Source organism: Bifidobacterium catenulatum PV20-2, from assembly GCF_000800455.1.
GTDB lineage: Bacteria > Actinomycetota > Actinomycetes > Actinomycetales > Bifidobacteriaceae > Bifidobacterium > Bifidobacterium kashiwanohense_A.
In genome coordinates this window covers 1,218,408-1,245,336 of sequence record NZ_CP007456.1, presented here as the reverse complement: position 1 = coordinate 1,245,336, position 26,929 = coordinate 1,218,408, and the positions used below count along the sequence as shown (strand labels likewise).

General features: G+C 55.8%; 18 protein-coding genes, 1 tRNA gene and 3 pseudogenes. 3 read left to right on the top strand and 19 right to left on the bottom strand.

All coding sequences use genetic code 11. The annotated features are described in order from the left end of the window. Window positions 1-127: 127 nt before the first annotated feature. Entirely contained in the window at window positions 128-277 is a 150-nt protein-coding gene (locus AH68_RS10885; RefSeq protein ID WP_014484172.1) for a hypothetical protein, read from the bottom strand. A 254-nt stretch (window positions 278-531) separates the two neighbouring features. Here AH68_RS10885 and AH68_RS10100 point away from each other — a divergent pair, with 254 nt between their 5' ends. Continuing rightward, window positions 532-1,194, top strand: a complete 663-nt coding sequence (locus AH68_RS10100) for a hypothetical protein (protein ID WP_052189167.1) — start codon at window positions 532-534, stop codon at window positions 1,192-1,194. Here the strand turns inward: AH68_RS10100 and AH68_RS05505 are convergent. From AH68_RS05505 to AH68_RS05420, 18 genes and pseudogenes are all read right to left on the bottom strand, one after another. Beyond that, window positions 1,130-2,665 carry an aminotransferase class I/II-fold pyridoxal phosphate-dependent enzyme gene (locus tag AH68_RS05505; protein WP_081995886.1) on the bottom strand — a complete coding sequence of 512 codons (1,536 nt, stop codon included), beginning with the start codon at window positions 2,663-2,665 and terminating at the stop codon, window positions 1,130-1,132. The genes AH68_RS10100 and AH68_RS05505 overlap by 65 nt on opposite strands. Before the next feature lie 168 nt (window positions 2,666-2,833). Beyond that, window positions 2,834-3,646 (bottom strand): HAD family hydrolase, encoded by an 813-nt coding sequence (locus tag AH68_RS05500; protein ID WP_052189255.1) that lies wholly within the window; start codon window positions 3,644-3,646, stop codon window positions 2,834-2,836. Between the two features lie 133 nt (window positions 3,647-3,779). Beyond that, on the bottom strand, window positions 3,780-4,028 hold the full coding sequence (gene secG, locus AH68_RS05495; RefSeq protein ID WP_033501852.1) for a preprotein translocase subunit SecG: 249 nt from the start codon (window positions 4,026-4,028) through the stop codon (window positions 3,780-3,782). Between the two features lie 113 nt (window positions 4,029-4,141). Continuing rightward, window positions 4,142-4,936, bottom strand: coding sequence for a triose-phosphate isomerase (gene tpiA, locus AH68_RS05490; RefSeq protein WP_039198358.1), 795 nt, complete (start codon window positions 4,934-4,936; stop codon window positions 4,142-4,144). A gap of 125 nt (window positions 4,937-5,061) precedes the next feature. Beyond that, window positions 5,062-6,267 carry a phosphoglycerate kinase gene (locus tag AH68_RS05485; RefSeq protein ID WP_039198356.1) on the bottom strand — a complete coding sequence of 402 codons (1,206 nt, stop codon included), beginning with the start codon at window positions 6,265-6,267 and terminating at the stop codon, window positions 5,062-5,064. A gap of 130 nt (window positions 6,268-6,397) precedes the next feature. Continuing rightward, a complete protein-coding gene (gene whiA / locus AH68_RS05480) occupies window positions 6,398-7,348 on the bottom strand; it encodes a DNA-binding protein WhiA (protein WP_033501849.1) in 951 nt (316 codons plus the stop codon). A gap of 161 nt (window positions 7,349-7,509) precedes the next feature. Further along, window positions 7,510-8,430 carry an RNase adapter RapZ gene (rapZ, locus tag AH68_RS05475; RefSeq protein ID WP_033501847.1) on the bottom strand — a complete coding sequence of 307 codons (921 nt, stop codon included), beginning with the start codon at window positions 8,428-8,430 and terminating at the stop codon, window positions 7,510-7,512. Beyond that, window positions 8,430-9,374 carry a shikimate dehydrogenase family protein gene (locus AH68_RS05470; RefSeq protein WP_039198352.1) on the bottom strand — a complete coding sequence of 315 codons (945 nt, stop codon included), beginning with the start codon at window positions 9,372-9,374 and terminating at the stop codon, window positions 8,430-8,432. The genes rapZ and AH68_RS05470 overlap by 1 nt, the downstream gene beginning before the upstream one ends. A 66-nt stretch (window positions 9,375-9,440) precedes the next feature. Next, on the bottom strand, window positions 9,441-11,759 hold the full coding sequence (uvrC, locus tag AH68_RS05465) for an excinuclease ABC subunit UvrC (RefSeq protein ID WP_039198351.1): 2,319 nt from the start codon (window positions 11,757-11,759) through the stop codon (window positions 9,441-9,443). Beyond that, window positions 11,756-14,742 (bottom strand): annotated as a pseudogene (gene uvrA, locus AH68_RS05460) (excinuclease ABC subunit UvrA). Before uvrA ends, uvrC begins: the two are co-directional and overlap by 4 nt. Before the next feature lie 79 nt (window positions 14,743-14,821). After that, window positions 14,822-15,574 carry a DUF2220 domain-containing protein gene (locus tag AH68_RS05455; protein WP_236682354.1) on the bottom strand — a complete coding sequence of 251 codons (753 nt, stop codon included), beginning with the start codon at window positions 15,572-15,574 and terminating at the stop codon, window positions 14,822-14,824. Between the two features lie 121 nt (window positions 15,575-15,695). After that, window positions 15,696-15,932, bottom strand: a pseudogene (locus tag AH68_RS10995) (DUF3322 domain-containing protein); the annotation flags it as partial. Between the two features lie 84 nt (window positions 15,933-16,016). Then, a pseudogene (locus AH68_RS05450) lies at window positions 16,017-19,474 on the bottom strand (ATP-binding protein). Continuing rightward, window positions 19,474-20,256 (bottom strand): DUF4194 domain-containing protein, encoded by a 783-nt coding sequence (locus AH68_RS05445; RefSeq protein ID WP_039198350.1) that lies wholly within the window; start codon window positions 20,254-20,256, stop codon window positions 19,474-19,476. Before AH68_RS05445 ends, AH68_RS05450 begins: the two are co-directional and overlap by 1 nt. A gap of 2 nt (window positions 20,257-20,258) precedes the next feature. Further along, window positions 20,259-21,755, bottom strand: coding sequence for a DUF3375 domain-containing protein (locus AH68_RS05440; RefSeq protein ID WP_052189166.1), 1,497 nt, complete (start codon window positions 21,753-21,755; stop codon window positions 20,259-20,261). A gap of 514 nt (window positions 21,756-22,269) precedes the next feature. Next, a tRNA-Gly gene (locus tag AH68_RS05430) sits at window positions 22,270-22,345 on the bottom strand. Between the two features lie 315 nt (window positions 22,346-22,660). Further along, window positions 22,661-23,038, bottom strand: coding sequence for an MGMT family protein (locus AH68_RS05425; RefSeq protein ID WP_004222051.1), 378 nt, complete (start codon window positions 23,036-23,038; stop codon window positions 22,661-22,663). Between the two features lie 23 nt (window positions 23,039-23,061). Then, window positions 23,062-23,667, bottom strand: coding sequence for an isochorismatase family protein (locus AH68_RS05420; RefSeq protein ID WP_039198347.1), 606 nt, complete (start codon window positions 23,665-23,667; stop codon window positions 23,062-23,064). 226 nt (window positions 23,668-23,893) lie between these two features. Between AH68_RS05420 and AH68_RS05415 the strand changes: the two genes are divergently transcribed. Both AH68_RS05415 and AH68_RS10305 read left to right on the top strand, forming a co-directional pair. Then, entirely contained in the window at window positions 23,894-25,495 is a 1,602-nt protein-coding gene (locus AH68_RS05415) for an ABC-F family ATP-binding cassette domain-containing protein (protein ID WP_004222045.1), read from the top strand. A gap of 309 nt (window positions 25,496-25,804) precedes the next feature. Beyond that, window positions 25,805-26,809 (top strand): CBS domain-containing protein, encoded by a 1,005-nt coding sequence (locus AH68_RS10305; protein ID WP_081995885.1) that lies wholly within the window; start codon window positions 25,805-25,807, stop codon window positions 26,807-26,809. Window positions 26,810-26,929: the final 120 nt, after the last annotated feature.

The window sequence follows — 26,929 nt, the reverse complement described above, 5'->3', positions numbered from 1 at the left end:
ACCCCTGGCATCATGGAGCCGTTCGCCGATGCGGTCGCCCAACGCGGCCGCGCGGCACAACGCCCACACCGCCAGCAGACACACGACGATTGCGACGACGGCCACCGCCGCCACAGCCCGGCCCATCTCAGGCGCTCCGGCGGCGACGGCGCGACGAGCGCGCGGGATGCAGCAGCACCGCCAGCAGGTGCGCGCGGGCGATCCGCACGCGCAGCGACGGGATGGTTTTCATGGCTCCCGCCGCACGCGGGGCGGAAGCGATGGTAGGATTGGTCATTGCGATAACTCTCTTTCAATGGAGGGCGAATCCCGGGACTCTTGTCACTTGAATCGCTCGGAATCCCGCCCAAGGTTGTCGATCAGCCCCGCACCAAGCGCCAACACGGTGCGGAGCGCTTTCGTTTTCCATGTTTTTCCCGGCCCAGTTCGACCAGACCGAACCGGGGAGGCGGTCGTATTGCGCAACCAAGCGCGCCGCCCATAGCATGGTGCGCACAAGCCCCCAAGGGCACGCGAGCGAAAGGAACGGATATGACCGGCAACACCACGGCAAGGACACAGGCCGTCGAACTGGGAGAGCACCTGCGTGAGGTCGCCGCATGGAACGTGCGCCTGCACCTGGCCAAGGAAGAACTCGAACAGCAGGCCCTGTGCGAGGCGGCCGGCGTGACCAAGGCCACCATATCGGCCAGAATGAACCTCGACGCCGCATGGGACCTCAACGCCATCGCGGCCGCGGCCGTCACCCTGGGCATGCCGCCGGCCGAACTGCTCGACGACACGCTGTACGACATCGTCAACAACGACGACACGAACACGAACGAGGGCAAAGGTGCATCGTTGGTGGCAGCGCTGACCTCGATGCTCCTGGCACGCCACATCGCCGGCAGGTGCAACCCGTTGAAAACAAAAGGCTCCTGCCGAATCACAATGATGGCGACAGGAGCAAATCGGTACCCCCAGAGAGGGTATGATCGTTGCGAATTCACGACGGAACGATTGCTCGACCCTAAGGCCAGAGCCATCGTAACCCCATTTATGGTCAATGTGACTATAAATATTTTGGGGTGGAGTGTCGCGATACTGCGCACGCTTCACCCCATGAATGTTCTTCGAGCAACCAAGGCCATTATGCCTGATGATATGTGCTCAAGAAATCAGCGATCTCACTTATGGTTTCCTTCAGCATCGTGATACGCGGCAGATATACCACTCTGAAATGATCTGGATTCTGCCAATTGAACGCACCGCCATGACTGATCAGAATATGCTTGTCATGCAGCAGATCCAATGCGAACTGCTCATCGGAGTGAATATTGAACTTTTTGACATCCAGCTTCGGGAAGATATAGAACGCCGCTTTCGGTTTAACTGCGGTAACGCCGGGAATTTCATTGAGCATCTGATAGACCAGTTCGCGCTGCTCGTACACGCGGCCACCTGGTTTGATGTAGTCCTTGACGCTCTGATGCCCACCCAAAGCGGTCTGCACCACCGACTGAGCGGGGACATTCGAGCACATACGCATGTTCGCCAGCATGTTCAAGCCCTCGATGTAATCCTTTGCAATACGCTTGTTGCCGGAAAGTATCATCCATCCAATGCGGTATCCGGCAATCATATGCGACTTCGACAGACCGGAGAACGTCACACAGAACAGGTCCGGAGCCAGCGATGCGATGGAAATATGCTCCAACCCATCCATGACTAGACGATCATAAATCTCATCGGAGAAAATAATGAGCTGATGTTCCCGGGCAATATCGACAATCTGCTGCAACAGTTCTTTCGGATAAAGCGCTCCGGTCGGATTATTTGGATTGATGATGACAATTGCCTTGGTCTTATCCGTGATTTTAGAGCGGATATCGTCGATATCGGGATACCATTCGGATTCCTCATCACAGATATAATGCACGGCGGTGCCGCCAGCCAAATTCACACAGGCTGTCCACAGAGGATAGTCCGGCGAAGGCACCAGCACTTCGTCGCCGTTGTCCAGCAATGCGGACAGCGACAGATTGATGAGCTCGCTGACGCCATTGCCAGTAAAGATATCGTCGATGGAGACGTTCGGAATATTCTTGAGCTGTGCATACTGCATGATGGCCTTGCGCGCCGAGAACAGACCCTTGGACGGTGAATATCCTTCGGTCTCAGGGAGCTGCTGCGCCATATCATACACAACTTCATCCGGAGTCCGGAACCCGAATGGCGCAGGATTGCCGATATTGAGTTTCAGAATATGCGTTCCCGCTGCTTCCATGCGTGCCGCCTCGTCCGCCACCGGACCACGAACGTCGTAGAGCACATTGTCGAGCTTATGGGATTTCGTAAAGGTACGCATGGTCTTTCCTTCTGTTGGTTGCGCTGATGCAGAATTGCTATCAGGTTGGGTTTCATCAGACTCGATTTCAGGCAAGATGACGGCGTTCTGCTCCATGGGAACGTCCTTTCCCATCAGCCAGTCCTCATTGACCTGCAGAAAAGCCGCAAGGAAATGGGCGATATCGGCACGTGGCACGGTTTTGCCGCTCACGTACTGACTCATATGACTTTTGCCAAGTTTGATATTGAACTTCTCAGCCGCATGCACAAAATCAATTTGTTTGACATTGCGGAACGCCATCGCAACGTTCAACCGGCTGGAGAATGATTCCGTCATACCAGTCCTTTCAGTTCAATTCTCATCAAACACTAGTTCAAATCCTAGCACAAGCTACCCATTGAAATCGCAGAAGTTCAATATCAAATGTAACCATTTCGTATCCCTTTGCAACAAAAGTTCAATTCATGAAGTTCAACTCATGTAATTCTTGAACATCACGAGACATCACAGCAGATTATCTTCAATCCACTGTGCCACACCGTCATCGTTATTGGATGGGCAGATTTCATCTGCGATGTTCAACACATCCGGGTTAGCGTTCGCCACCGCCACTCCCCTTCCGGATTTGCATAGCATGGCAATGTCGACCAAATCATCACCGAATGAGATGGTTTTGCTCATTGGCGTCTCAAAATGTTCTGCCAGCAGATTCAATGCATGTTCCTTGTTGGCTTGGGGATTCATCAACATCCACAGCGATCCCTCAGAGATGTGAACGTCAAAGTCGCTGGGCACAAGAGAACCGACCTGATTCCACTGCTCATCGTTAGGGAAGATAATGAGCTTATCGGCGATACCTTCAGGAACATCGTCGAAGTCAGTGTATCGCCAAGTCTGCGTCTTCCAGTATTTGGAGACATCGAAATTGGTGTACCGCACGTCATCCATGACGATGCCGACTTCCATGCCAGGTAGCTCAGCTAATAGATTTTTGCAGACTTCGCAGGCGCGTTTCGATGAAAAACCGATTTTCTTAAGATGGCCGTCTTCCGGCAGCGTCGGCGAAGTAAGCATTTCATAATTCGATGATGCCGGATTGAAATCTATCAACGCACCGTTGAGATAAGCGACGGCGTCGACAGGCAGTTTTTCCACGAACGAAAAGCCTGTGCTGACCGGACGTGCCGTTTCCACAGCGAAAACGATGCCATTGTCGTGCATGCGATTGATCACATCGATGGAATATTGCGTCAGGAAACGTTCCTCGAACGTTTCGCCGTCATGCAGCAGCGTGCCATCCAAATCCGCAACGACCATCGTGGTTTCTTGGTTTTTCTCGATTTTCAAAGGCGTCAAATCAATCCTTCGCTCATATGTTGCAGCCAATACTACGATAAAAACACTTCGGCCCATGACCGTATCCAGTCATGGGCCGAAGTGACAAAGTCAATCAGATGAGGCTGAACTTCGTCATCAAACCGAGGGCGATGATGATGGCCACCCATAGCAGTGCGATGATGACGGTCCAACGGTTCAGATTCTTTTCGGCGACGCCAGAGGAACCCGCATTCTGGGTGAGGCCGCCTCCGAACATATCGGAGAGGCCACCGCCCTTGCCCTTGTGCATCAGAATCAGCAGGGTGAGCAAGAGGCTGAAAATAACGAGAACAATCTGCAGCACAAGCTTAACGATGGCCATAGCGGACACGAGTGAACCTCCAGTTCGTAAACACTGTTGTTAACGATAGCGCAAGGTATTGAGAAAATTGAGTATTGACCACACCTTGAAATATTTGCTTTAAAAACGTGGCGTCACAAAGTTGCTTTTATGGTGAGCTGGCAGATTCTGGTGAGCTCATCCACATTCAGCGCGGCACCACCGATAAGGAATCCGTCCACATCAGGCTCGCCGATCAGTTCCACGGCATTTTTCGAAGAAACGGAACCTCCATATAGAATACGCACGGTCTCACCTACATGCGAGCCAAAGGTTGTGGACAAATCGTCTCGAATCGCCTTGGCAGCATCCTGCGCGGATTGCGGAGTCGCTACCATTCCGGTGCCGATGGCCCACACCGGTTCATATGCCACAATCAGACGTGATGCTTCCTCGTCGGAAAGATCGCGTGTGACGTCATGTACCTGTCCCACGGCGAAATCGAGTTCGATGCCCTTGCGTCGTTCCTCATAGCTTTCGCCGACGCAAAGAATCGGTTGCATGCCTGCAGCCAAAACCGCACGCACTTGATCCACGATGTTCGCATCGTCTTCCGGATGGTATTTGCGGCGTTCAGAATGGCCGACAATCACATATGAGCAGCCGAGATGGGCGATCATATCTGCGGATACGTCACCAGTGAATGCACCCTGCGACGTTACGGAAACAGCCTGTGCGCCATAGCGAATCTTTAAATTGTCGGATTCGACCAACACCTGAACGCTACGTAATGAGGTGAAGGAGGGCATCAACGCGATTTCGCAATGACGGTAGTCGAAATGAATGTCACGGAGATTCCATGCAAGCTGCTGAACGAAATAGGTGGCTTCAAGATGATCGAAGTTCATCTTCCAATTGCCGGCGACCAGTGGAATTCGTTGTGATACCATGTGTTTGCCTGCCTCCGTTCTTGTTTCCGTTCAGTGTTTATGTGTCGCGTTTCGCGCTGTTGACAACAAGAGGTGCTCCCCACCTTTGTCGATAAGGGAGCACCTCCAGATTATGTGTCAAATAATCAGTCGAGCACCTTCAGGCCCGGCAGTTCCTTGCCTTCGAGGAACTCGAGGGAAGCGCCGCCACCGGTGGAGATGTGCGAGAAGCCATCCTCCGGGAAGCCGAGGTTGCGCACTGCGGAGGCGGAGTCACCGCCACCGACGATGGTGAACGCGCCAGCCGTGGTGGCGTCGACCAAGCCCTGGGCCACGGCTTCGGTGCCGGCTGCGAATGCCGGAACCTCGAACACGCCCATCGGGCCGTTCCACACGACGGTCTTGGAATCCACAATCTTGTCGTGGAAGAGCTTCTGGGAATCCGGACCGATATCCAGACCCATCTTGTCAGCCGGAATGGCGTCGGCTGCCACGACTTCCGGAGCGATGTCCTCGTCGGACTTCGGGAAGACCGGGTTCACCACGATGTCGGTCGGCAGCACGAGCTCGACGCCGTTCTGTTCGGCACGCTCGATGTAGCCCTTGACGGTTTCGACCTGATCCTCTTCCAGCAGGGAGGTGCCGACCTCGAGGCCCTTGGCCTTGAGGAAGGTGTAGACCATGCCGCCGCCGATGACCAGACGGTTGGCCTTGTCAAGCAGGTTCTCGATTACGCCGAGTTTGTCGGAAACCTTGGAACCGCCAAGCACGACGGTCAGCGGGCGCTCCGGTTCGACGGTGGCGCGGGACAGAGCCTTGACTTCCTTCTCGACCAGCAGGCCGGCGGCTGCCGGCAGATCAGCTGCAACGTCGTAGTTGGAGCCCTGCGCACGGTGCACGACGCCGAAGCCGTCGGACACGAATGCTTCACCGAGGGCTGCGATCTTCTTGGCGTAAGCGGAACGCTCCTCCGGATCCTTGCTGGTTTCTTCCGGGTTGTAGCGCACGTTCTGCAGCAGCACGACATCGCCATCGTTCATTGCGGCGACCTTGGCCTGAGCATCTTCGCCGTAGGTGTCTTCAGCCAGCGGAACCTCAATGCCGAGCAGTTCGCCAAGACGAGCGGCGACCGGAGCGAGGGACAGTTCCGGAACGACCTTGCCCTTCGGGCGGCCGAGGTGGGCCATCAGAATGACTTTTGCGCCTTCTTCGCGCAGGGCTTTGATGGTCGGCAGGGCGGCCTTGATACGACCGTCATCGGTAATCGTGGTGCCGTCCAGCGGAACGTTGAAATCAGCGCGAACGAGAACGCGCTTGCCCTTGAGATCTCCAAGATCCTTGAGTGTCTTCATGTATATCCTTTCCTAGCCGCTTGTAAGCGTGGAATGGCCATATTGCCATTTACGAATAATACAAGCTCAAACGAACAAAAACACCATGCTGTTCGAAAACAGTCATGGTGTTTCGTGTAAAAAAGCTTAATCAGACCGACTGTCGGCGCGCCTTCTCGGTTTTTTCGGCGAGCTGCAGCAGTCGACGAATACGACCGGCGATGGCATCCTTGGTAATAGGAGGATCGGCCAAACGTCCCAGCTGTTCCAGCGACGCATCCGCATGATCGAGACGGAGCTGGCCCGCGGACTTGAGGTTATCGGGAACATCGTCGCCGAGGATCTCAAATGCCTGACGCACCTTATCGCATGCTTCCGCGGCCGCCTTGGCGCTGCGGCGCATGTTGGCGTCGTCGAAGTTGGCCAAACGGTTCGCTTTGCCCCGTGCTTCGCCGTCGGAACGCTTTCCAGTCCATTCGCGTGCTGAACGCGGGGCACCCATAAGGATGAGCATGCGTTCGATGGCATCAGGGTCGCGCAGGGTCACGCGCTCGGAGCTGCGCAGCTTACGTGGCTTGGCGGTAATGCCCAAGCGGCGTGCGGTGGAAACTAAGGCCAAAGCGGCCTCGTGGTTCGGACATACGATCTCGAGATAGCTGGCCTTGCCCGGGTCGGACAGACGGCCGTTCGCAAGGAACGCACCACGCCATGCGGCTTTGATCTGAGCGATCTTGCCATTGATGATATCGCTCGGCAGACCAAGCACCATATTCTTCGTGTAGCGGCTGTATAGACCGGTCTGCAACACAAGTGCCGCACTGCCCTTCGGCACGCGAATCACATAACGCTGCACCGTACCGGTCGGCGTCTGCCTAGAGACAGGAGTGAGCGTGGCTTCGTGACCATACAGGTTCTTGATGGTGTCTTGCAGCCAAGTGGCCGCATCTTGGGAGTCGAGCTGCACCTGCACAAGAATGTGGTGATCCACCGAGTGCAAACCATTGCCGAACCGAATCATTGCCGTAGCTTGCGCCTTTTTGGCGATTGGCAATTCATTGTCGATTGCGGACAGCTCGCTTTTGACGTCATCCAGAAGAGCCAAGAGCCAACCTCCTACCTTGCTGTTCTTCCCTAAATTTCAGGCGAGTCGCGGAATCACTCCGCACTACCACGGCTTACTGTGATACCGAATATCTTGGACAATCACAGCCCGATTTCTTTATATATGGACACTATTTTTTCAGAATACGGTCATTTTTCCGCTTACCGCTTATCAAGCTCACGTGCGGAAACGGAAACCGATAGCCCCCTCGCGCGCAAGCGTTTGGCCAAGGCCTCGCTCATCGCAACGGAACGATGCTGTCCTCCGGTGCAGCCGATTGCAATCGTCACATAATGTTTATCTTCCTGCGCATACCCTTCGATCGCAATCGCAATCGCTTTTTCGTATGCGTCAAGGAAATCGGCGGCACCTTCACTGGAAAGCACGTAATCGCTGACTGCCTTGTCTCGTCCAGTGAGCGAACGCAACTCCGGCACCCAGAATGGGTTCGGCAGAAATCTCACGTCGGCGACAAAATCGGCGTCGATGGGAATACCATATTTGAACCCGAAACTGAAGATGTGCACGGAAACCGTGGTCGGCCCAGATCCAAGCATGGCCTCATATAGTTTCGTGGACAGCTGGTGGATGCTCAATGACGACGTGTCAATGACGATGTCCGCACGCTCCTTGAGATTCTCAAGAAGGTCACGTTCCTCGAGAATGCCGTCGATCAGCCGGTTGCCCTGTTGCAGCGGATGCGGCCTGCGTACGGATTCGTATCGTTTGATCAGCACTTCGTTGCTGGCATCAAGGAACAGGATGCGTGTTTTCACACCAAGATCATCCAAATGGCTGAGCACTGCGGACAGGTCGTCGAAATAATCGCGGGAACGCACATCTACGACTGCCGCAAGCTTATGGATGTTGGATCCGGTGGTCATCATGTCGACCAGCGGCACCAACAGTTTGGGAGGCATGTTATCGACCACATACCAGCCCATATCTTCAATACTGTTAGCCGCGTGTGATCGCCCTGCACCGCTCATGCCGGTGATCAGCAATACTTCAAAACCTTCGGCAGGCGAAGGAGCGCTGGCATGCGTGCCATTCGCCTGTGCATTGATATCTTCTTGTGCCATTACAGAGCCTCCTCAAGTGCGGTGCGCATGGCTTGTTCCAACCGCGCGGTGCGGTCCTGATCAATCATGCCACTCGGCGGATCATTATTCCAGATTCCCGTCATCAGCCAAACCTGCACCATGGCCTGGTACAACAGCATTTCCTCGCCGCCGATGGCGGTTCCTTCCCTTTGGCGCCAAGCCTGCATCAGTTTGGTAGGACGTGGATCGTACACGACGTCAAGCAATGTTCCGCCCATGTTCACATTTGACGTTTCCAAAGCTTCGGCGATACTGTCCGCAGCCAGGCCAGGGATGGTGTTTATCGCCATATCTGCATGGCGTAACGCCTCAATAGCATGATCCATACCGACAATGGTTATCGGTCGATCCGACGGCAAATATTGTTCGGCAAGAGGTTTGAGAGCGGTGTTCTTTTCGGGATGGCGAGCTACGACGATGACGTGTCCGATTGCAGGGGATTCCACGCACGCGGCCAACGCTGACGTCGCCGTGTTGCCGTTGCCGATGATCACAGTCGTTCCCGAGCGGTCCGTCTTCGGCTCCATCCTGCGTGTCTGATACGAGTGTTCGAAAGCGAGCTCGATGCCTTGCACATCCGTGTTATACAGCTTGATGGCGGGAAGATCCGGATTACCGTTGACGCAGGTCTCGTTCCAATCGAACACCGCGGTGTTGGCTATCATAAGCTCCTTCGCCCACATATTGCAGGGCGTACCGTACGGTTGGATTGTTTTCTTCAATGGCATGGTCAGACTGAGGCCAGCCCAAGTCGGGTCAAGCGATTCGAGAAAACCTTCAAGATCGGGTTCTCCTACCTCATGCTTGTCGTACGCCCAATCATCAAGTCCTAACGCCTGATAAGCGGCATTGTGCAGCACCGGAGACAACGAATGCGCGATCGGCTTGCCCAAAACCGCGCACCGATGATTGACTTCAGCCATATTCCCTCCCTTAATACCCACCGTCATCATGCTAGCAATCCGATTGTCTTTTTTCGCTACTCAATCCTAATCCATTCCATCCTTCGGACTATTCGGCGAAACTGCATCTTCCGTCGGTCGCTGCCCGTCATGGGCGTGCAACGCCTGATAAATGGCTTCGGCTTTGGCTTTCCCAACGCCTTTGACCTGCTCGAAATCCTCGACATTCGCCTCCCGCATGGCACGAACCGAACCAAAATGGTTCAGCAGACGCTTCTGATACGCCTCTCCAACGCCGGGAATATCGTCCAATGCGGAACGCAACGCACCTTTCCTTCGTGTCTGGCGATGGTAGGTAATGGCGAAACGATGCGACTCGTCACGAACACGTTGCAGCAAATACATGCCTTCGGACTGACGTTTGAGAATGATCGGATAATCGTCGTCCGGAACCCATACCTCTTCCAAACGTTTCGCCAATCCACAGACAGCCACATCGTCCACGCCGCAATCCTCAAGTGCTTTCGCTGCCGCCATGACCTGCGGTTTGCCACCGTCGACCACCACGAGATTCGGCTTATAGGCGAAATGGTGGCGGTCGACGTTCTGCTGCACCGACGGCTCCTCGCCCTGTTCGGATGCCCGCCGCTCGTTGTCCATGCTTTCGCCGGAATCGCCTGCGATATTGCCATGCCGGAATCGACGCGTCAGCGTCTCATACAATGCGCTCAAATCGTCAAGCGCGCCTTGCCCGTCCGCGCCGCGAATGGCGAAACGACGATATTCCGACTTCTTGGCGATCGCATCCTCGAACACCACCATGGAAGCGACCTGGAACGCACCACCAACGGTATTGGAAATGTCATAGCATTCGATGCGTAACGGTGCCTGTTCAAGCCCAAGCGCCTTGGCGACATCATTCATGGCCGTAGTGCGGGCGCCCATATCACTGATACGGCTCATTTTGCTGCGCTGCATCGCCTGCCTGGCATTGTCGTTGGCACGGTCCAGGAGTTGCTTTTTGCCTCCCCTGCTGGCCGTGCGAATGTTCACAGCACCGCCACGCAGTCCGCTGAGCCACGATTCCAACTCCTCACGCCGGACTGGCTCGATGGGAACGATCACCTCACGCGGCACCGGAGAGATAGGAGCGAGCAAATCCGCACGACCAGTCTGCCCCTGACGTTCATTGCGTTCTCGCGTTGCCTGTGCGCGCGCCAACGCATCGGTCGCAGTCACGGTTTGCGTTGATCCGATGGCATTACGTTGTTCGGTGACGACGGTTGACTGGGAGACATTGGACGTATCCCCCGCGGTTTCCGAATACACTTGCACGATGAGGTCTGCGATCAGCTCCTCGTCTGTCACATCTTCAACCCGTTCCACGCTCCAATTGCGTTCCCCGCGAATGGAACCGGCACGTACGTAAAATGCATGCACGGATGCTTCCAGCTCATCCGATTCGACGCCGAAAAAGTCGGCATCGACATCGGAATCGAACACTACGGCATTCTGCTCGACCACCGTGGACAGCATTTGGATTTGATCACGCAATCGTGCTGCCTTTTCAAACTCAAGTTCAGCACTTGCTTCTTTCATTTCGCGAGTGAGCTGCGCGATATACGATTTGCCGATGCGACCGGTCAGCACGCCGACGAGCTGTTCGCACATTTTCCGGTGTTCCGCTGCACTGATGCGCCCGACGCAAGGTGCTGAACATTTGCCGATCGAAGCCAACAGGCATGGGCGCCGGGTAACTTCCGCCTTGTGATAGACGTTTTGCGAACATGTGCGCACAGGGAAGGTTTTCAGCAGCCGATCAAGACTATGCCGCAAATCCCACACCTTGGCATAGGGACCGAAATATCTGGTATCTCGACGTTTGCGACTTCTGGTCACCCACACCCGCGGCACATGCTCTGCGGATGAGATCGCCAAATACGGGTAGGTTTTGTCGTCTCGGAACACGACGTTGAATCGTGGATCAAACTCTTTGATCCACGTGTATTCCAACGTCAATGACTCAAGTTCGGTACCTACGACCGTCCATTCCAAGCTGCGTGCCGTAAGCACCATGGTCTGGGTGCGTGGATGCAGCTGATACAACGGCTGGAAGTAGTTGGTCAAACGGTTGCGCAGGTTTTTGGCCTTGCCCACATAAATGACCCTGCCTTCACCGTCTCGCCACTTATAGACGCCCGGCTGTGCCGGAATATCAGATGTTTTCGGACGAAACAGGTCACGCGAATCTCCCAGCAGAGGCGCGCCATTCTTGTTCACTCCTCCGCAGGAAGGAGCATTTCCGCCAGAAAGGGCACTCCCTACGGCATCACTGCTGTCAACGCTCATCTGCTCGACGGTTTTGCGCCAGACTTCCGGACTGTGACGTTCAATGGGTGTGCTCACAGCATGTCCTTAAGGAATTTGCCGGTCCAGGACCGCTCGCACTGCGCCACCTGTTCCGGCGTGCCTTCAGTAACGATAGTGCCGCCTCCATCTCCGCCCTCTGGGCCAAGATCAATAAGCCAGTCAGCCGATTTGACCACATCGAGATTGTGTTCAATAACGATGACGGTATTGCCTTTGTCTACCAATCCCTGCAGGACAAGCAGTAGTTTGCGCACATCTTCAAAATGTAAGCCTGTGGTAGGTTCATCAAGAATATATACGGTTTTACCCGTAGACCTTCGTTGCAATTCCGTGGCAAGTTTCACTCGCTGCGATTCGCCTCCGGAAAGCGTTGGAGCTGGCTGTCCGAGTCGGATATATCCCAGGCCCACCTGAACGAGCGTGTCGAGATAGCGAGAAATGGAAGGATAGGCCTTGAAGAACTGGGCAGCCTCTTCGATTGGCATGTCAAGCACATCGGCAACGGATTTGCCGTTGTATTTCACTTCCAGCGTTTCGCGATTGTAACGTTTGCCATGGCATTCCTCGCAGTCCACGTACACGTCCGGCAGGAAGTTCATTTCGATCTTCAGTGTGCCGTCGCCGCGGCATGCTTCACACCGTCCGCCTTTGACATTGAACGAAAAACGCCCTGGACCATATCCGCGTACCTGAGCTTCAGGAGTTTTAGCAAACAACGTGCGGATCTTGTCCCATACTCCGGTATAGGTGGCCGGATTGGAACGAGGGGTACGTCCAATCGGGTTCTGATCGACGTGGATCACTTTGTCGCACTGGCCCACGCTTTCCACCCGGGTATGCTTGCCGGGAACGATGCGTGCGCCGTTAAGTTTGTCGGCAAGCACTGGATACAGAATCTGATTGATCAAAGTGGACTTGCCGGAACCGGAAACGCCCGTCACGCAGGTGAAGACTCCCAGTGGGAAATTAACCGTCAGATCCTTCAGATTGTTTTCACGGGCTCCGACCACGCGCAGTTGTTTAGTTTTGCGTACTTTGCGTCGGGACTGTGGCGTTTCGATCTTTCGGCGACCGGCGATATAGTCTCCTGTAACCGAGCGTGGAGCGTCAATGAGCTTTTTTGCGGGACCAGAATAGATGACCTCGCCACCATGCTCGCCAGCTCCCGGTCCGATGTCGATGACCCAGTCGGCGTTCTTGATGGTGTCCTCATCATGTTCCACAACAATCAGCGTATTGCCGAGATCGCGTAGGTGATGCAACGTGGTGATCAAGCGTTCGTTGTCTCGCTGATGCAGACCAATGGACGGTTCGTCAAGCACATACATCACGCCCACCAGTCCGGAACCGATCTGAGTCGCCAAACGGATACGCTGTGCCTCGCCGCCAGACAAGGTCTTGGCCGCGCGGGACAACGTCAGGTAATTGAGCCCGACGTCGTTGAGGAATCCAAGACGGGCACGAATCTCCTTCAGCACTTCGCCTGCAATCTGGGCGGCCGACCCTTCAAGCTGCAAGCCATTCACCCATGCGAGGCTTTTCTCGGCAGACATGTCACACACGTCGGCGATGGACTCGCCGTCAACGGTCACCGCCAATACCTCGGGGCGAAGTCTACGCCCTTGGCATGCCTGGCATGGCACTTCGCGCATGTACGATTCGTAGTACTGTTTCATCTGGTCAGAATCGGTCTCGTCATGTCTGCGCATCAGTGTGCGCACTACACCTTCAAAACCGGTGGAGTATTCGCGCATACGACCCCAACGATTACGATATGAGACTTGAACCTTGAAATCACGCCCATACATGATGGCCTGACGAGCCTCCTCCGGAAGATCCTTCCAAGGAGTGTCAAGATCGAATCCCATCTCATCGCCGAGTCCCTCAAGCACATGACGGTAATATTCGCCAGTGCCTTTGGTCATGCCCCACGGTTCGATGGCATTCTCATTCAGGGTTTTGCTAGGATCGGGAATCACCAGTTCCGGATCAATCTCCAGCTTGTATCCGATGCCGGTGCACACGGGGCAGGCGCCGTACGGCGCATTGAATGAGAATGTACGAGGCTCAATCTCGTCAAGCTCAAGCTGATGACCGTTCGGACATGCTCGTTTCTCGGAAAATGGTTTGCGGCGGTCGGGATCCTTCTCATCCAAATCCACGAAATCGGCTACAACGATACCCTTGGCGAGCCTCAACGCGGTTTCAATGGAATCGGTCAAACGCTGACGAACACCGTCCTTGACCACCAGTCGGTCTACCACCACTTCGATGGTGTGCTTCTTCTGCTTGGTGAGTTTGATGTCGTCAGACAGCTGCTTCATTTCGCCATCGATCAACGCTCGCGCATAGCCATCACCGCGTAATAGTTCGAGTAAGTCCTCGAACTCTCCTTTACGCCCACGGACGACCGGTGCAAGAATCTGGAATCGTGTACGTTCCGGATACTGCAGCAGCGCATCCACCATTTGCTGTGGCGTCTGCGCACTTACCAATGCGCCGCATTCCGGGCAATGCGGAACGCCCGTACGTGCGAACAACAGTCGCAGGTAATCGTAAATCTCCGTAATCGTGCCGACCGTCGAACGCGGGTTACGATTCGTGGTCTTCTGATCGATCGACACGGCCGGGCTCAAGCCTTCGATGAAATCGACGTCCGGCTTGTCCATCTGTCCCAGGAACTGTCTCGCGTACGCCGACAGCGATTCCACATACCTGCGCTGGCCTTCGGCGAACAGCGTGTCGAACGCGAGCGAGGATTTGCCGGAGCCCGACAACCCTGTGAACACCACCATGCGATTGCGTGGAAACTCAAGATCCACGTTCTTCAGGTTATGCTCACGAGCGCCTTGGATGACGATTTTGAGGTCGTTGGGTAGGTGTTCGAGGTCGGCTGTGAGTGATCCGTTTTCTGTTTTGAGGGGGCTTTTTTGATTTCTTTTGTGAGGAATGCGTCGCTGGTGAGTATGCGTTCGACTATGATTTCGCCGCTTGTTGCGTTGGTGTGTTTGGTTGCCACGGCCTGCCTCCGCTGGTGGGTGTTCTTGGTTCTAGTTATTTAGGATACCTCATTTTTATCGTGATTTCGAACAGCTGTTCTATTTGTGGTGTGTTGTGTTCCATTGGTGTTGGTTGTGGAGTATTGTCATTGCGTCGTTGATGGGGATGCGTTCTTGTTCGATTCGTAGGTAGGTTGTATTTTTCCCGGTGCAGAGTTGTTCGTATAAGTTTCTTTCGTGTTGTGTGAGTCCTGGTGTTGGTTTGGGGTCGCGTGTTTTGAGGGGTTGTTTTTTTGTGTTGAGTTTGGTGCCGTATGGTTCGTATGTTTTGTATGCTGTGCTATCCATGAGTATGGAGTCGCAGGCGATGCCGGTTTGTCGTAGTTCGGAGAGTATCTCGAGACCGTCTGCGTCTATGTCTCCCCAGTAGATGATGTGGGGTGTGGTTGTGATCCAAGGTAGTAGTGTTTTGATTCGGGTTGCCGCGTGTCCGCTGCCGAATATGCAGATGGCGTGTTCTGTTGTGGGTATGGCTTGGTAGGTGTCTTTGTTTTCCACGATGATGATGTGGGTGATGTCGTGTGGCGCGCCGTTTATCCATGGTTGTGTCACGATGAGGTCTGGTTGGTTGTGGTGTTGTGTGTCGAGGAGTCGGAGTCGGATTTCTCCGTGGCGGTCGTTGAGGGCTAGTTGTTCTCGTTTGAGGAGTTTGCAGATTGCTTTGCAGCGGTTTGATGTTGTTTTGCCTAGCCATTTTGCACTGAATCCGGGGATGGGGACCATGCGTGGGGTCATGTTTTCGGTGTTGTGGTTGGCGAAGTAGTGTGCGGCTTGTATGACCGGTGTCGTCATGGTTTTTGAGGATTTTGGCGATGTTTATGGAGGTGTTGGAGTCGAGGTTGAATTGGTTGGTGATGGTGTGTGCGCGTTGGTGTTCGCGTTGGTAGAGTTTGCGTGTTTGTGGTGTGGTGATGTTGAGGGCCGTGTTGAGGTCGGGTATGGTTACCGAGTCGATGAGTTGGCTGGTTTGTCGGACGATTCCATTGGAGATGATTTTAGTTTTTTCGCTGGTTTCGCAGTGGTGTTGTTGTGCCCAGTTGCGGATGGCTTCGTCTTGGGCACGGATGTGCGTGTAGTGGGCTTCGAGTTCGGCTTGTTTGGGTAGTCGGATGGTTTTGCGCAATGGCCAGGAGGTGTTGGCGTCATACATGTGCTTGGTGAGATAGTCGGTGACGTATCCGTTGAGTTGGCTGTGGATGTCGCTGTTGGTGGTGCTTCTGGCCGTTGCCATGGGTTATGCCTCCGTTGTTGGTTTCGCGGGTGCGGTGGTGGGCTGTGTTTCGTCCTGTGTGATGGTTTCGCTGTCGAGTTCCTGTAGGTATGAGTTGCCGGTGGATGGGTCTTTGTATGCGACGTATGCTCTGTTGGCGACGTTGAGGATTTCCGCGGTTTTGCTTTCCGGGGCGGAGACGATGATTTGGAAGCCGAGTCGGGGTAGTACGGCGAGCGCGCGTTTGGTGTAGCGGCCGTCGGCTTTGATGAGTGCTTCGTCGAGGAAGAGCGTGGTGTAGGTGGGGCGTGCGGTGAGGTCTCCGCCGAGTAGGTAGATGAGGGCTGCGCCGTAGACGAATGAGGTGAGTTCTTGGAGGGCTCCGCCGGATTTTCCGCCGGTGGAGCTGATGCGTTCGTCGGGGGCGTTGTCGTGGTGCACGATTGCGTAGAATGAGCTGCGTACGCGTGGGTCGAGGTTGCGTGCGCCGTATGCTTTGATGCCGTTGGTGTCGTGTATTTTGTCGAGTTCGTTGTGCAGTCTGTTCACGAATGTTTCGCAGTTGTTGAATGCTTTGCGTGTTTCCGTGGGATTGTCGCTTGCGTTGCGCGTCCAGTCTTCCAGTTTTGACAGGATGCGGCTGAGGGTTGTTTCGAATTGTCGGTCGATTGGGCTGAAGGTCACGTCGAGTGATAGTCTGCCGCCTTGTGGGCCGAATTGTTGTCCTTTGAGCATGCTGTTGATGCGGTTGAGCTGTTCTTTGATGTTTTCTTCGTCGGTGCGTAGCGCGCGGTTGAGCTGTTGGAAGCTCATGTAGAGTTTTTTGACGCTGTTGGCGTATTCTTCGTCGGTTGCGGCGCGGGTGACGAGCATGTTGAGTTCGTTGAGTTCGTCGAGGAAGTATCGGTAGTCTTCCACGCTTGCCATGACGGTGTTGTCATCTGTGGAGTGGTTGTTGAGGTAGTCGTCCATGATGCGTTCCGTGTCGGCGCGCAGTTGGTTGGATCTGGCGTCGATTTCTTGGATTCGTGTGCGTGCGATGCGTGCGATGTTGCGTAGCGCGCGCGTGTGGAATGGTGTTTCGCTTTCATGGTCGAAGAGGCCTGCGATGAGTTTTGGCCGGTCTTGCGCGCGTACGGATGCGCCGAAGCAGTTCTCGTATGCGTCGGCGAGTAGGTTCGATACCATGCTGGATAGTGTGGCGTCGTCGAAGTCGTCGTTGCCGTAGGCGTCGAGCCATGCTTGTTCGGCTTGGACGGCGTGTTGGGCCTTGTCGAGGTCGTCTTCGGCTTGGTACTGGTTTCTGTTTTCGGCGGTGGCCTGTTGGTTGAGCTGTTTCAGTTCGGTTTGCAGTTGGCCGAGTTCCGGGTCGTTTTCGATGCGTTCGATCTGCCTGCGGATTCGCGTTTCCTGTTCCCGTAGTCCGTTCACGTCGATTTTGCTCCATGGCATGTCGGCTACGATTCGTGCGAGCTCGTGCTCGTCTTGCAGCAGGCTGATGGTGTTGGACATTTGTTCGCTTCGACGGTCGGCGTTCTGCAACGCCTGCTCCGCCTTGTCGAGTTGGTTTTTCAGTTCGGCCAGGTATTGTTCGTTCATGAAGCCGATGACCTGGTGTAGTCCTTTGCTGCCGTGGAATCCACGGTCGCCGGATTTGATTTGTCCGTCGGCCTGCACTTGTCGTTCGTCATGGTTCATGTCGTCGATGGCGTGCACGCAACGCGCGTCGAACCGTGGCGACGTCGTCTGGTTTTTCAGCCATCCGGCGAACGGAGAGTCCTCCCGGTATTGCAGTTTCGACGACATCCAGCCTTCGCTGGCGGAGGATTCGTATTGCATGCCGGTGTCGATGAACCGCCACGTGCGTCGTGTCATGAGTTTCGGGTCGATGGCGCTGATTTTCGCCGCGAATCCTTGCTCGTGGCGTTTGTCGACGAGGATGGTCTGCGCGATGGGCGCGTAGGTGACGTTCATTGCCAGACGCCACTGTTCGTCCTGTTCGTTCACGTCCATCAGTTCGGCCACATACGGCAGTTCGGACGCGTCCAATCCGGTCGCCCGCATGATAAGCGTGCGCGCGTCGTCCATGTCATCGCTGATGCGCGTCCTGTGCGTGAGTTTGCGCTGATAGTCCCGTCGTAGGCTGTCACGGTCGCGCTGGCGGTCGTGACGCTCCCCTACCAGCTGCTGGAATCTGGCGTTCGCGTCCTTCAACCGTTCCTCGTATGTGTCGAGCGTTTCGGCGAGCATGGCGCGTTTGGCGTCCCATGTCTGCTCGCTGTCGGGAAGCCTGCCTTCGACCTGTTCGAATCGTTCGGCTATGGCATGACGTTGCCTGCTCGCCTCGTCGATGTCCTGGCGCACGCGTTGAAGATCCTTGCCGAGCTGCTGCAGACTGCCGCCGTCGATGCCTTGGATACGTTCCTTGACGGCGTCGATTCGCGTGTTGAGCTCGCCGACGCGCTGCATCGCCCGATCGATGGCCTCCTGCGACTCCTTGACCTTGCGCTGCGCGGCCGGCAGACCAGCGCGCACTTCGCTGGCCATGCGCGAGCGCGCCCATGCGGACAGTGTTGCGTTGCCATGTTCGCTGTCGGGGTTGATGGGTTCGTATTCGCGTCGTTCGCTGGTTTGCTTTGCGTATTCGCCGTAGCGTGTCTGGATGTTTTGCAGGATGGCGACGCGGGCCATTTTGTCTTCCATGCTGTGGAAGTTTTCGTTGAACCGGTTGTAGTCGTCGACGGTTTCGTGGGCGAGGCGGATGGATTCGGGTATGTCGAGCACGCCTTGCTTGAAGATGTCGTCGAGTTTTGAGGGGCGTCCGCCGATTGTATTTTGTGCAGGAGGCGGCAGGCGTCGGCGCTTAGGCCCATGTCCTGCCAGATGGAGGCGTGGAATGCCGCGGCGTTGGTGTGCGTGGTGCATTCCGGATAGGTTTTTTCGAACATGGACCGGGTGAATGGTGTGTTGCGGTACTGGTCCATGAGTCGTGGGTCGATGGTTCGGTTCCAGGTGATGTAGCGGCGGCGTAGTCCGTCTTGTCCGTCTCCGGCGTTCAGGTAGAGGAATTTGCCGCAGGAGAGCAGTCCTCCGTCGGTTTTGTTCACGTAGGTGTCGACGATTGCGCCCCAGATGTTCTGTGGGGTGTCGTCGGCGTCTTTGCCGCGCAGGAAGATCGGCGTTTCGCCGTTTTCGCTATCGCTTACGCCGATCATGCCACGCAGGTAGGTGTAGTCGTTGCGTTCCGAACGTCCGGAGTTCGACGCCTTGTTGTAGGGGGTTCCGGATGGGTAGAGGAGTGAGATTTGCGCGTCGACGAGTGTGGATTTGCCTGATTCGCTGGCGCCGGCGAGCAGGGTCACCGGCATGGTTTCGTCCATGGATGGGCGGAATTCGTGCCAGCCGCCGTATGAGCCCCAGTTGACGATTTGTCGGCTTTGTAGCATCCACTTGTCGGAAACGATCTTCATGCCGTCTGCCATCAGTGTTCCTCCTCGTCGAAACGGTTGTCGTCGGTGTTGAAATCGAATGCGTCTTGTTCTATGTCTTCCATGGGCCTGTCGTCCGGGCCGGCGTTGGTGCGGCCGTCGGCGGATGCGTTCTCGTCCGCGGTTTCGGATCCGAGCCACTGGTCGGCGAGGCCGCGGTCGAGCACCATGGGCACCAGTGGCGTGAGGACGTACATGTCGTCGTCTTCGATCGGCGCGAGATACCCGTAGGTGCGCATGCGTGAGATGATGGACGTGATTTTCTTCGCAGTGCCTTCCTCGTCGTTGCTGGCGGTGAGGAATCCCGCGCCGGTGGCGAGCAATGCGCGGATGTCGTCGAAGCTGATAAGCCAGTCGCATGGTTCGGCGTTCTGGTTTTCGTATTCCAACGCTTTGATGCGTAGCGCGGCAAGCGTGGCGGCCTCCTCGCGGGTGAGGCTCATACGTGTTTTCAACGAACGGATGCATGTCTCCGAGTCGGTGACCGGCGACGCGTACATGATGCGGTATTTCGTGTTGTCGACCAGTCTGAGCATGTCGTTGTTGAGCGAACGTTCCACGACCTCACGGTTCTCGCAGGCGAGGTCATACAGGCTGCCGTCGATGTAGCGTTCGCGTTTGAGCGCGATCGCGGCCATGCGCGCTTCGACGGGCATGTCGCCGGTGTCGCCGTTGAACAGCGCGGTCGAGGCCTGCTGGCTGCCGGCCTCTTCCAATACCGGCTCCCCTTCTGTCAGGATCGTTTCCTCGATGTTGGCTTCGATATAGTCCGTCATGCTTATCTCTCCTCGATGATGTCGTCGAGCGTCGTTTCGGTGGTGAGAATGGGTTTGGTGCGCCATACGCGTTCGCTGCCGTCGATCGATATGCAGCGCCATGTCACGTATGACGAGTCGTCCTGCGTGCGCAGGGCGCTGAGGAAGCCGACCAGTTCGCTTTCCCTCCGTTCGGCTTTCGGCAGCTGGTTGAAGCTTGCCGCGAGGTCCACGAACATGCCGTCCGATGTCGTCACCGGATTGCTGCGGATAAGCCTGATCATGCGCGTCAGCCGTGGCCCGCATATTTCGACCATGTTCTTGAGGTCCGGCGCTTCGATGGTCGCCGCTGGGGCGTCGTTCAGGCTGGATGATGCGGCGCGCGCCATTGATCTGGCCGGACGAGATGGCAATGTCGGGAATTTCGCCTGCCCGGCGTCCGTATGGTAGGGCCGGCTTTGGTCATTGGGATGGGCTTTGGCTTCGGCGCTGGTCTTTGCGAACAGCTGGTTGAGTTTGGCGAGCATGGTCCGGTAGCTCGTGTCGGTCTGCTGGCGTACGAGACGGCTGACCGCCTCGTCGGACGTGCGGATCTGCCGGCGCACGTCCTCGATGCCTTCATAGATGCGTTTGAGTTCGGAACGCACCTGGTTGAGCAGCACGCTCGGCTCGCCATCCAAATAGGGGTTTCTGGCGATGTCCCGCACCGCGTCGTCGATCTCGCGCCGGCCTTCGTCGGTGACGATGACTTGGAACGCGTCTTCGAAACGACGTCCGCTGTCGGATTCGCGGAACGCACGTCGGTATTCGTCATGGTATGCGGTGAGGATGCTTTCCACGCTCATGGCGCCGGCCTGCATGCGCCGTCGGAGCGCGTCGCCGTTGTCCCGTTCGGAAAGGGCGAGCTCGCGCAGGTCGATGGGCACTCCTCGCAGAGTGTTGTGAATCACGCCGATGATGTCGCCGACCTGTTCGGACGTGAGCTTTTCCAAGGCCTCGCTATGTTCCAGCTCGTCGATTTCCTTCTGCCGTTCCTCGATGTCCCTCTTCAGCAGGCGGATGCGTTCGCGCGGATCGGCGGTCAACTGCATGCGAGCATGCTCGATTTCCATGATGATGCTGTTGGCCTGCGCGCCGGACAGCGCTTTCGTGGTGTCCTCAAGCCGGTCGAGCGCTTCGATGGCACGGTGCGCTCGCGCTGTGAGACGGTACAGGTAGCGGTGCGAGGCCACGTCCATGGAATTGGCGAGCCAGGCGTAGTCGCCTTCCCTTTCGCGAGCGAGGTCAAGCAGGACCGAATGCGCGGCCTCGCGCGCAGTCTGCCCGTCTTTCAGCGTGTAATCGTCGGTTTCGATGAGCCGGTTGAGACTGCGTGCGAACCGTTCTTCGACGATTTCGCGCGGCAGCTCCCCCGTCAGCGGGTCGAACGTGGAACGCAACAACGCGACGTACAGCATGGAATTGTTACGCAGCAGCAACCGTAGGACACCGGTTTCGTATACGGGTCGAAGCCGTTCCATCTCCCGTCTGATCTCAGCCAACAATACGCCCTTCCATGTGTTCGATGCCTTGGCAGCAAGTCTCCATTCTAAACGAAAACAAGGAAAAGACGCCGCAGTTACAGTACGAAAGCGACGTCTTTTCCTGTCATGGAAGAGGGAACCCGGCCCCATCTAATTTCCGGCTAGATGCTCATGCTCATAAGCTGGGCCGCATACTCCTCTACGAGTTCGCTGTCCCGTTCCGTCCACTCGTGGCTGGCGGAATCGTCCGGCACGAAAATAATGTCGCTGTTCTCGTTCATTTGTTTTACCTCCGTCCGTTCCGCTCTCCCCCGGCATCGTTGCCTGTTTTGGCGGAACTTCTCCTAGCCTCTCGCATGGATTATCTCTTTTCAAGAGAACGTTCACATTGTGGTCAAACGTTTTCTCAACAGAGGAGGATTCCAGTTCGGATTTCGGTCGGGATGAATTGAGGATGATGCCCGGATTTGCGGTCGGATATGAAAAAAGCTTCCTTCCGGAAGCTTTCAAATGGAGCGGACAACGGGACTCGAACCCGCGGTCTCAACCTTGGCAAGGTTGCGCTTTACCAACTAAGCTATGTCCGCAAGTTGTTTCCACCGTGGTGGGCAACGAGTAGAAAATATACATGAAGCATGCCAACTCCGCAAATCGCGGCGTGTCGCGCTATTTTCCAACGACTTAAGCCGATGTTATGCCATGGTTCGCGGAGCCGGTGCCAACGATACAACCGGCATTCCGACCGATATCGCCCCTGGTGCGTCCTGTTGCCACATGCCTTGTCGTTCCACCTTTGCGTCCCCGTTGCTTTCTTCGCCTTATGGCAGGCACCCATTATCCAACCACGGCGGATAAAGCAAATGTCGTTGGGGGCGTAAGCGGTTGACACGGATTGAAAGCGACTAGGCGTCCCACTGACAACGGGCGAGATCGACTCGCAGTCCGGAAGCTCCGGCGTTCGAGTCTTTCATCTTGCCTGACTCGCTTAGTTCGGGCATACCTTTCGGAGAGATGAAGACAACGCCTTCCTCTTCGAGCAGAAGCCGCTGTCTTTCCGGACCGCCGAACGCGAATCCGGGCGCCAACGAGCCGTCTCGGAACACCACACGATGACATGGAATCACACCCGGCTCAGGATTCGAATGCAGGGCATAGCCGACAAAACGCGCGTTGCGTGGCGCTCCGGCCAAAGCCGCAACCTGCCCATAGGTGGCGACTTTACCCTTCGGAATGCGCCGCACCACCTCATAAACACGCCTGCTGAACAATCCCTTCTCCATTCGTTGTCCCATTCCTCAAGAAACTAGTCGAGGATGATGCCGGCGGAGAGCATTTGCTGGCGGGCTGCGATGCCGAGTTCTTCACTGACCGGTTCGGTCAGGTTTTCGATGACATGCACTTCAAGTCCAAGCTTACGGGCGTCCAGCGCGGTTTCCTTGACACAGTGCGATTCGGCCAAGCCAACCACGTCGACGCATTCGATACCCGCGGATTCCAATGCAACGGCAAGCGTACGCCCTGTAGCCATGTCAGAGGCGACCTGTTCGCGGGAAGGAATCGAATCCGTATTATCCTCGTATCCTTCGAACCCCGAATATGACGGCGAATACTGTCCCTTCTTGAAATGATGCTCTACATGCAGCGCGGCGATCGCTGGATGAAGTTCGGCGCCGGGAGAGCCGGCCTTGCCGTGCACGGGCCACGTATCCACATAGTCGGGTTGCTCCGACCAGTGTGAGCCGGGCTCGATATGCCAATCCTGCGTGGTTGCGATGTATTCGTACTCGCCGCGATGCGCATTCACGTAATCCGCGATACGTTCCGCGACGGCATTGCCACCGGCTACACCCAGTTCGCCGCCTTCGCAAAATGTCGGCTGCACATCCACAATGATCAAAGCTTTCTTCATGTTTGCTCCCTTCCGAATTTGCCTGCTCACCAGAATAATCTGATTGTTACACTTCCGCGCAATCTATTCCATTTGCGATTGCGTACCACGCGGTGGGATTCACGTGGTTACAGGCGTTCGGTATGATGTTCGATTGGCGTTTGGCCTTATGAAATGATGGGCGGGCCGTTATGTGCGGCACAGCCAGTTTGGAACGACAGTAACGAAAGTGCAGAGGTGTTGAGGCATGGCAATTGAAGCGCAGGAGCTTGAGATTCAGATCGGCGCGCGCACGTTGCTGCATCCCACGAATTTCCACGTCGCCAAGGGCGACAAGATCGGTCTGGTCGGACGTAACGGCGCCGGCAAGACCACGCTCACCCGCGTGATCACCGGCGACATGCTGCCCACCGCCGGCAAAGTGCGTGTATCGGGCAAGCTCGGCTATCTGCCGCAGGACACGCATGCTGCCGATCCGGAACAGACCGCGCTCGACCGCATGATGAGCGCGCGAGACATCGCATCAATCATCAGTCGTATCCGCAAGGCTGAAAAGGAGATGACCGATCCGGATCCGGACGTCATGACCCGAGCGATGAACCGTTACGACAAGGCTATGCAGGATTTCGAAAAGGCCGGCGGCTATGCGGCTCAGTCCGAAGCGACCGCAATGGCGGCAAGCCTTGGCCTGCCGCAGGAGGTCATGGGCCAGCAGTTGGGTACTCTTTCCGGCGGCCAGCGTCGTCGTATCGAATTGGCCCGCATCCTGTTCTCTGATGCGGACACACTGATCCTCGACGAACCGACCAACCATTTGGACGCCGACTCCATCGAATGGTTACGCGGATACCTGAAGAAATACGAGGGTGGATTCCTGGTCATCTCCCACTCCACCGAACTGTTGGACGAAGTGGTGAACAAGGTATGGCATCTGGATGCGCAGCTCGGACAGATCGACATGTATTCCCTCGGTTGGAAAGCCTACCTGCATCAGCGCGTGGTTGATGAGGAACGTCGCCGTCGCGAACGTGAAGTGGCCGAGAAGAAGGCGGAACGCCTCATGCAGCAGGGTATCCGCCTGCATGCGAAGGCGACCAAGGCCGTGGCCGCGCAGAACATGATGCGTCGTGCGGAGAAACTTCTCGAGAACACGTCCGAGGCACAAAAGCAGGAGAAAGTGGCGGATATCCGGTTCCCGGAGCCGGCTCCGTGCGGTCGCACGCCGATCATGGCGAAGGATGTGTCGAAAGCGTATGGTTCGAACATTGTATTCGCCGGCGTGAATCTGGCTATTGACAAGGGTTCGCGTGTGGTGATTTTGGGATACAACGGTGCTGGTAAGACCACCACCCTGCGTCTGCTCGCGCATTTGGAAGAGCCGGACACCGGTTCCGTGGACTACGGTCACGGCTGTAAAATCGGCTATTTTGCACAAGAACATGACACGCTTGATCTGAACGCCACGGTGCTCGAAAATCTCATTCACGTGGCTCCGGAACTGAATGATACGCAGGCGCGTTCGATTCTTGGCTCGTTCCTGTTTTCGGGCGATGATGCGTTGAAGCCGGCCCGTGTGCTTTCCGGTGGCGAAAAGACCCGCTTAGCGTTGGCGACATTGGTGACGAGCCGTGCGAACGTGCTGCTGCTTGACGAACCGACCAACAATCTTGATCCGGCTTCACGCGATGAGATCCTCAAGGCCATCGCCAAGTATGAAGGTGCTATTGTGCTCGTCACCCACGATGAGGGTGCGGTGCAGGCATTGAACCCTGAACGTGTGCTGCTCATGCCTGACGGCGATGAAGACCTGTGGAATGATTCCTATCTGGAATTGGTCGCCGAAGAGTAAGCCGAGTAATTCGAGTTTTATTCGGATTGTATTTATGCCGGACGCGAAAACGTCCGGCTTTTTCTTTCCACATGCGTTTCGAGCACGTTCGGTATTTCCGTATTTGTCTTGGGGTCTGCGAACAATCTGTGATTTGCAAGCGGCCCCGACTCATGAATCGCATCTTGCATGCCCATTGAGGGCTTGAGTCGATTCGTTTGCCAGGAAGTCGCCATTGCGATCGCCCGAACCTTTTCGGATTTCGTTATGCGCCCCTAGCCTTCCGCGCTCCTGTTGGAACATGACGTGCGGAACAGACCAGAGGGGCCGATGCAGCAACACATCGAACGCATAGCGAAAGGAAGTTCCGTGCCACGTAACGGCAAGGAAGGCATTCTCTTCAGTTTCATCATGTCCGCGATCATGATTTATGTGATGGCGGCACTCAATTACGGCGTACGTATCGGTGACGTCGGTGCGGCGGCGTGGAGCTACGCATTGTTCAACTGGCCGTTGGCCTACGTGGTCGGCATGATTTGCGATTTGTGCATCTGCACGCCAAGCTCCCGCGCGATTATGAATACATTCTGCGCGGCAACCGACCGTGCGGTATGGAAAGGCATCACGGTCAAATTCCTCATGGTGGTGCTGATGACCGTGTTCATGACCGTATTCGGCGCCATCATGGCATTCGGTTTCACATTCGGCGCGTTCACGGGATTCTGGCGCATGTTCCCCTACAATTTCACCATCGCGTTGCCGATTCAGATGCTGATCGTCGCGCCATTGTCCGGCAAGATAGTTCACGCCATCGGCGATGCTGCCGGATGGAACAAGTCTGCGCAACAGCATGTTCCCGCTTTGGATGTCAAGACCGTTGCCGATGTGATGCAGCATGACGTTTACACGGTAGCCTCGGATGCCACGGTACGTGACGCAGTGCGCATGATGTTGGAAAAGAACATCAGCGGCATGCCTATCGTCGATGACGAACGCCACGTGGTCGGCTTCATCTCCGATAGCGACGTACTGCGCCGCTTCGCACAAGACAACGCGCCGGTTTCTGACATTTCCACGCTGGTCACTGGCATGGCCCGCGGCGAATTCCCGGAACTGTCTCACGCAGAACTGCTTGATATGAACGTCATGGTTATTGCCACAAAGCCGGCCGTCACCGTGCAATCGGATGCCAATATCGCGCAAGTCTGCCAGATGCTCGGCTATCAACAGTACAAGAAAGTGCCGGTGGTTGAACAAGGCAAGATCGTGGGCGTCGTCAACCGTGGACGCCTCACCCGCCGTTCCTTCGAAGCATGCCTTGGTACTGCCGAATAGCAATTAAATAATAACTAAATACTGCAATAAGTGGAGGGCGCCGAATCTGTCAATCGACGCCCTACACTGTTTATCTCATTCCTTATTGCAATCAAACCGAATCATGCGCGATATGCGCAA

Excerpts from the sequence above, each read along its gene's own strand:
- AH68_RS10100 (WP_052189167.1), top strand. The coding sequence starts at position 532 with ATGACCGGCAACACCACGGCAAGGACACAGGCCGTCGAACTGGGAGAG.
- secG (WP_033501852.1), bottom strand. The coding sequence starts at position 4,028 with ATGGCCATCGTTAAGCTTGTGCTGCAGATTGTTCTCGTTATTTTCAGC.
- rapZ (WP_033501847.1), bottom strand. The coding sequence starts at position 8,430 with ATGGCACAAGAAGATATCAATGCACAGGCGAATGGCACGCATGCCAGC.
- AH68_RS05505 (WP_081995886.1), bottom strand. The coding sequence starts at position 2,665 with ATGACGGAATCATTCTCCAGCCGGTTGAACGTTGCGATGGCGTTCCGC.
- AH68_RS05500 (WP_052189255.1), bottom strand. The coding sequence starts at position 3,646 with ATGGTCGTTGCGGATTTGGATGGCACGCTGCTGCATGACGGCGAAACG.
- AH68_RS05470 (WP_039198352.1), bottom strand. The coding sequence starts at position 9,374 with ATGGCTGAAGTCAATCATCGGTGCGCGGTTTTGGGCAAGCCGATCGCG.
- AH68_RS05415 (WP_004222045.1), top strand. The coding sequence starts at position 23,894 with ATGGCAATTGAAGCGCAGGAGCTTGAGATTCAGATCGGCGCGCGCACG.
- AH68_RS05455 (WP_236682354.1), bottom strand. The coding sequence starts at position 15,574 with ATGACGACACCGGTCATACAAGCCGCACACTACTTCGCCAACCACAAC.
- AH68_RS05440 (WP_052189166.1), bottom strand. The coding sequence starts at position 21,755 with ATGGAACGGCTTCGACCCGTATACGAAACCGGTGTCCTACGGTTGCTG.
- AH68_RS10885 (WP_014484172.1), bottom strand. The coding sequence starts at position 277 with ATGACCAATCCTACCATCGCTTCCGCCCCGCGTGCGGCGGGAGCCATG.
- AH68_RS05485 (WP_039198356.1), bottom strand. The coding sequence starts at position 6,267 with ATGAAGACACTCAAGGATCTTGGAGATCTCAAGGGCAAGCGCGTTCTC.
- tpiA (WP_039198358.1), bottom strand. The coding sequence starts at position 4,936 with ATGGTATCACAACGAATTCCACTGGTCGCCGGCAATTGGAAGATGAAC.
- AH68_RS05420 (WP_039198347.1), bottom strand. The coding sequence starts at position 23,667 with ATGAAGAAAGCTTTGATCATTGTGGATGTGCAGCCGACATTTTGCGAA.
- AH68_RS10305 (WP_081995885.1), top strand. The coding sequence starts at position 25,805 with ATGCAGCAACACATCGAACGCATAGCGAAAGGAAGTTCCGTGCCACGT.
- AH68_RS05445 (WP_039198350.1), bottom strand. The coding sequence starts at position 20,256 with ATGACGGACTATATCGAAGCCAACATCGAGGAAACGATCCTGACAGAA.
- AH68_RS05425 (WP_004222051.1), bottom strand. The coding sequence starts at position 23,038 with ATGGAGAAGGGATTGTTCAGCAGGCGTGTTTATGAGGTGGTGCGGCGC.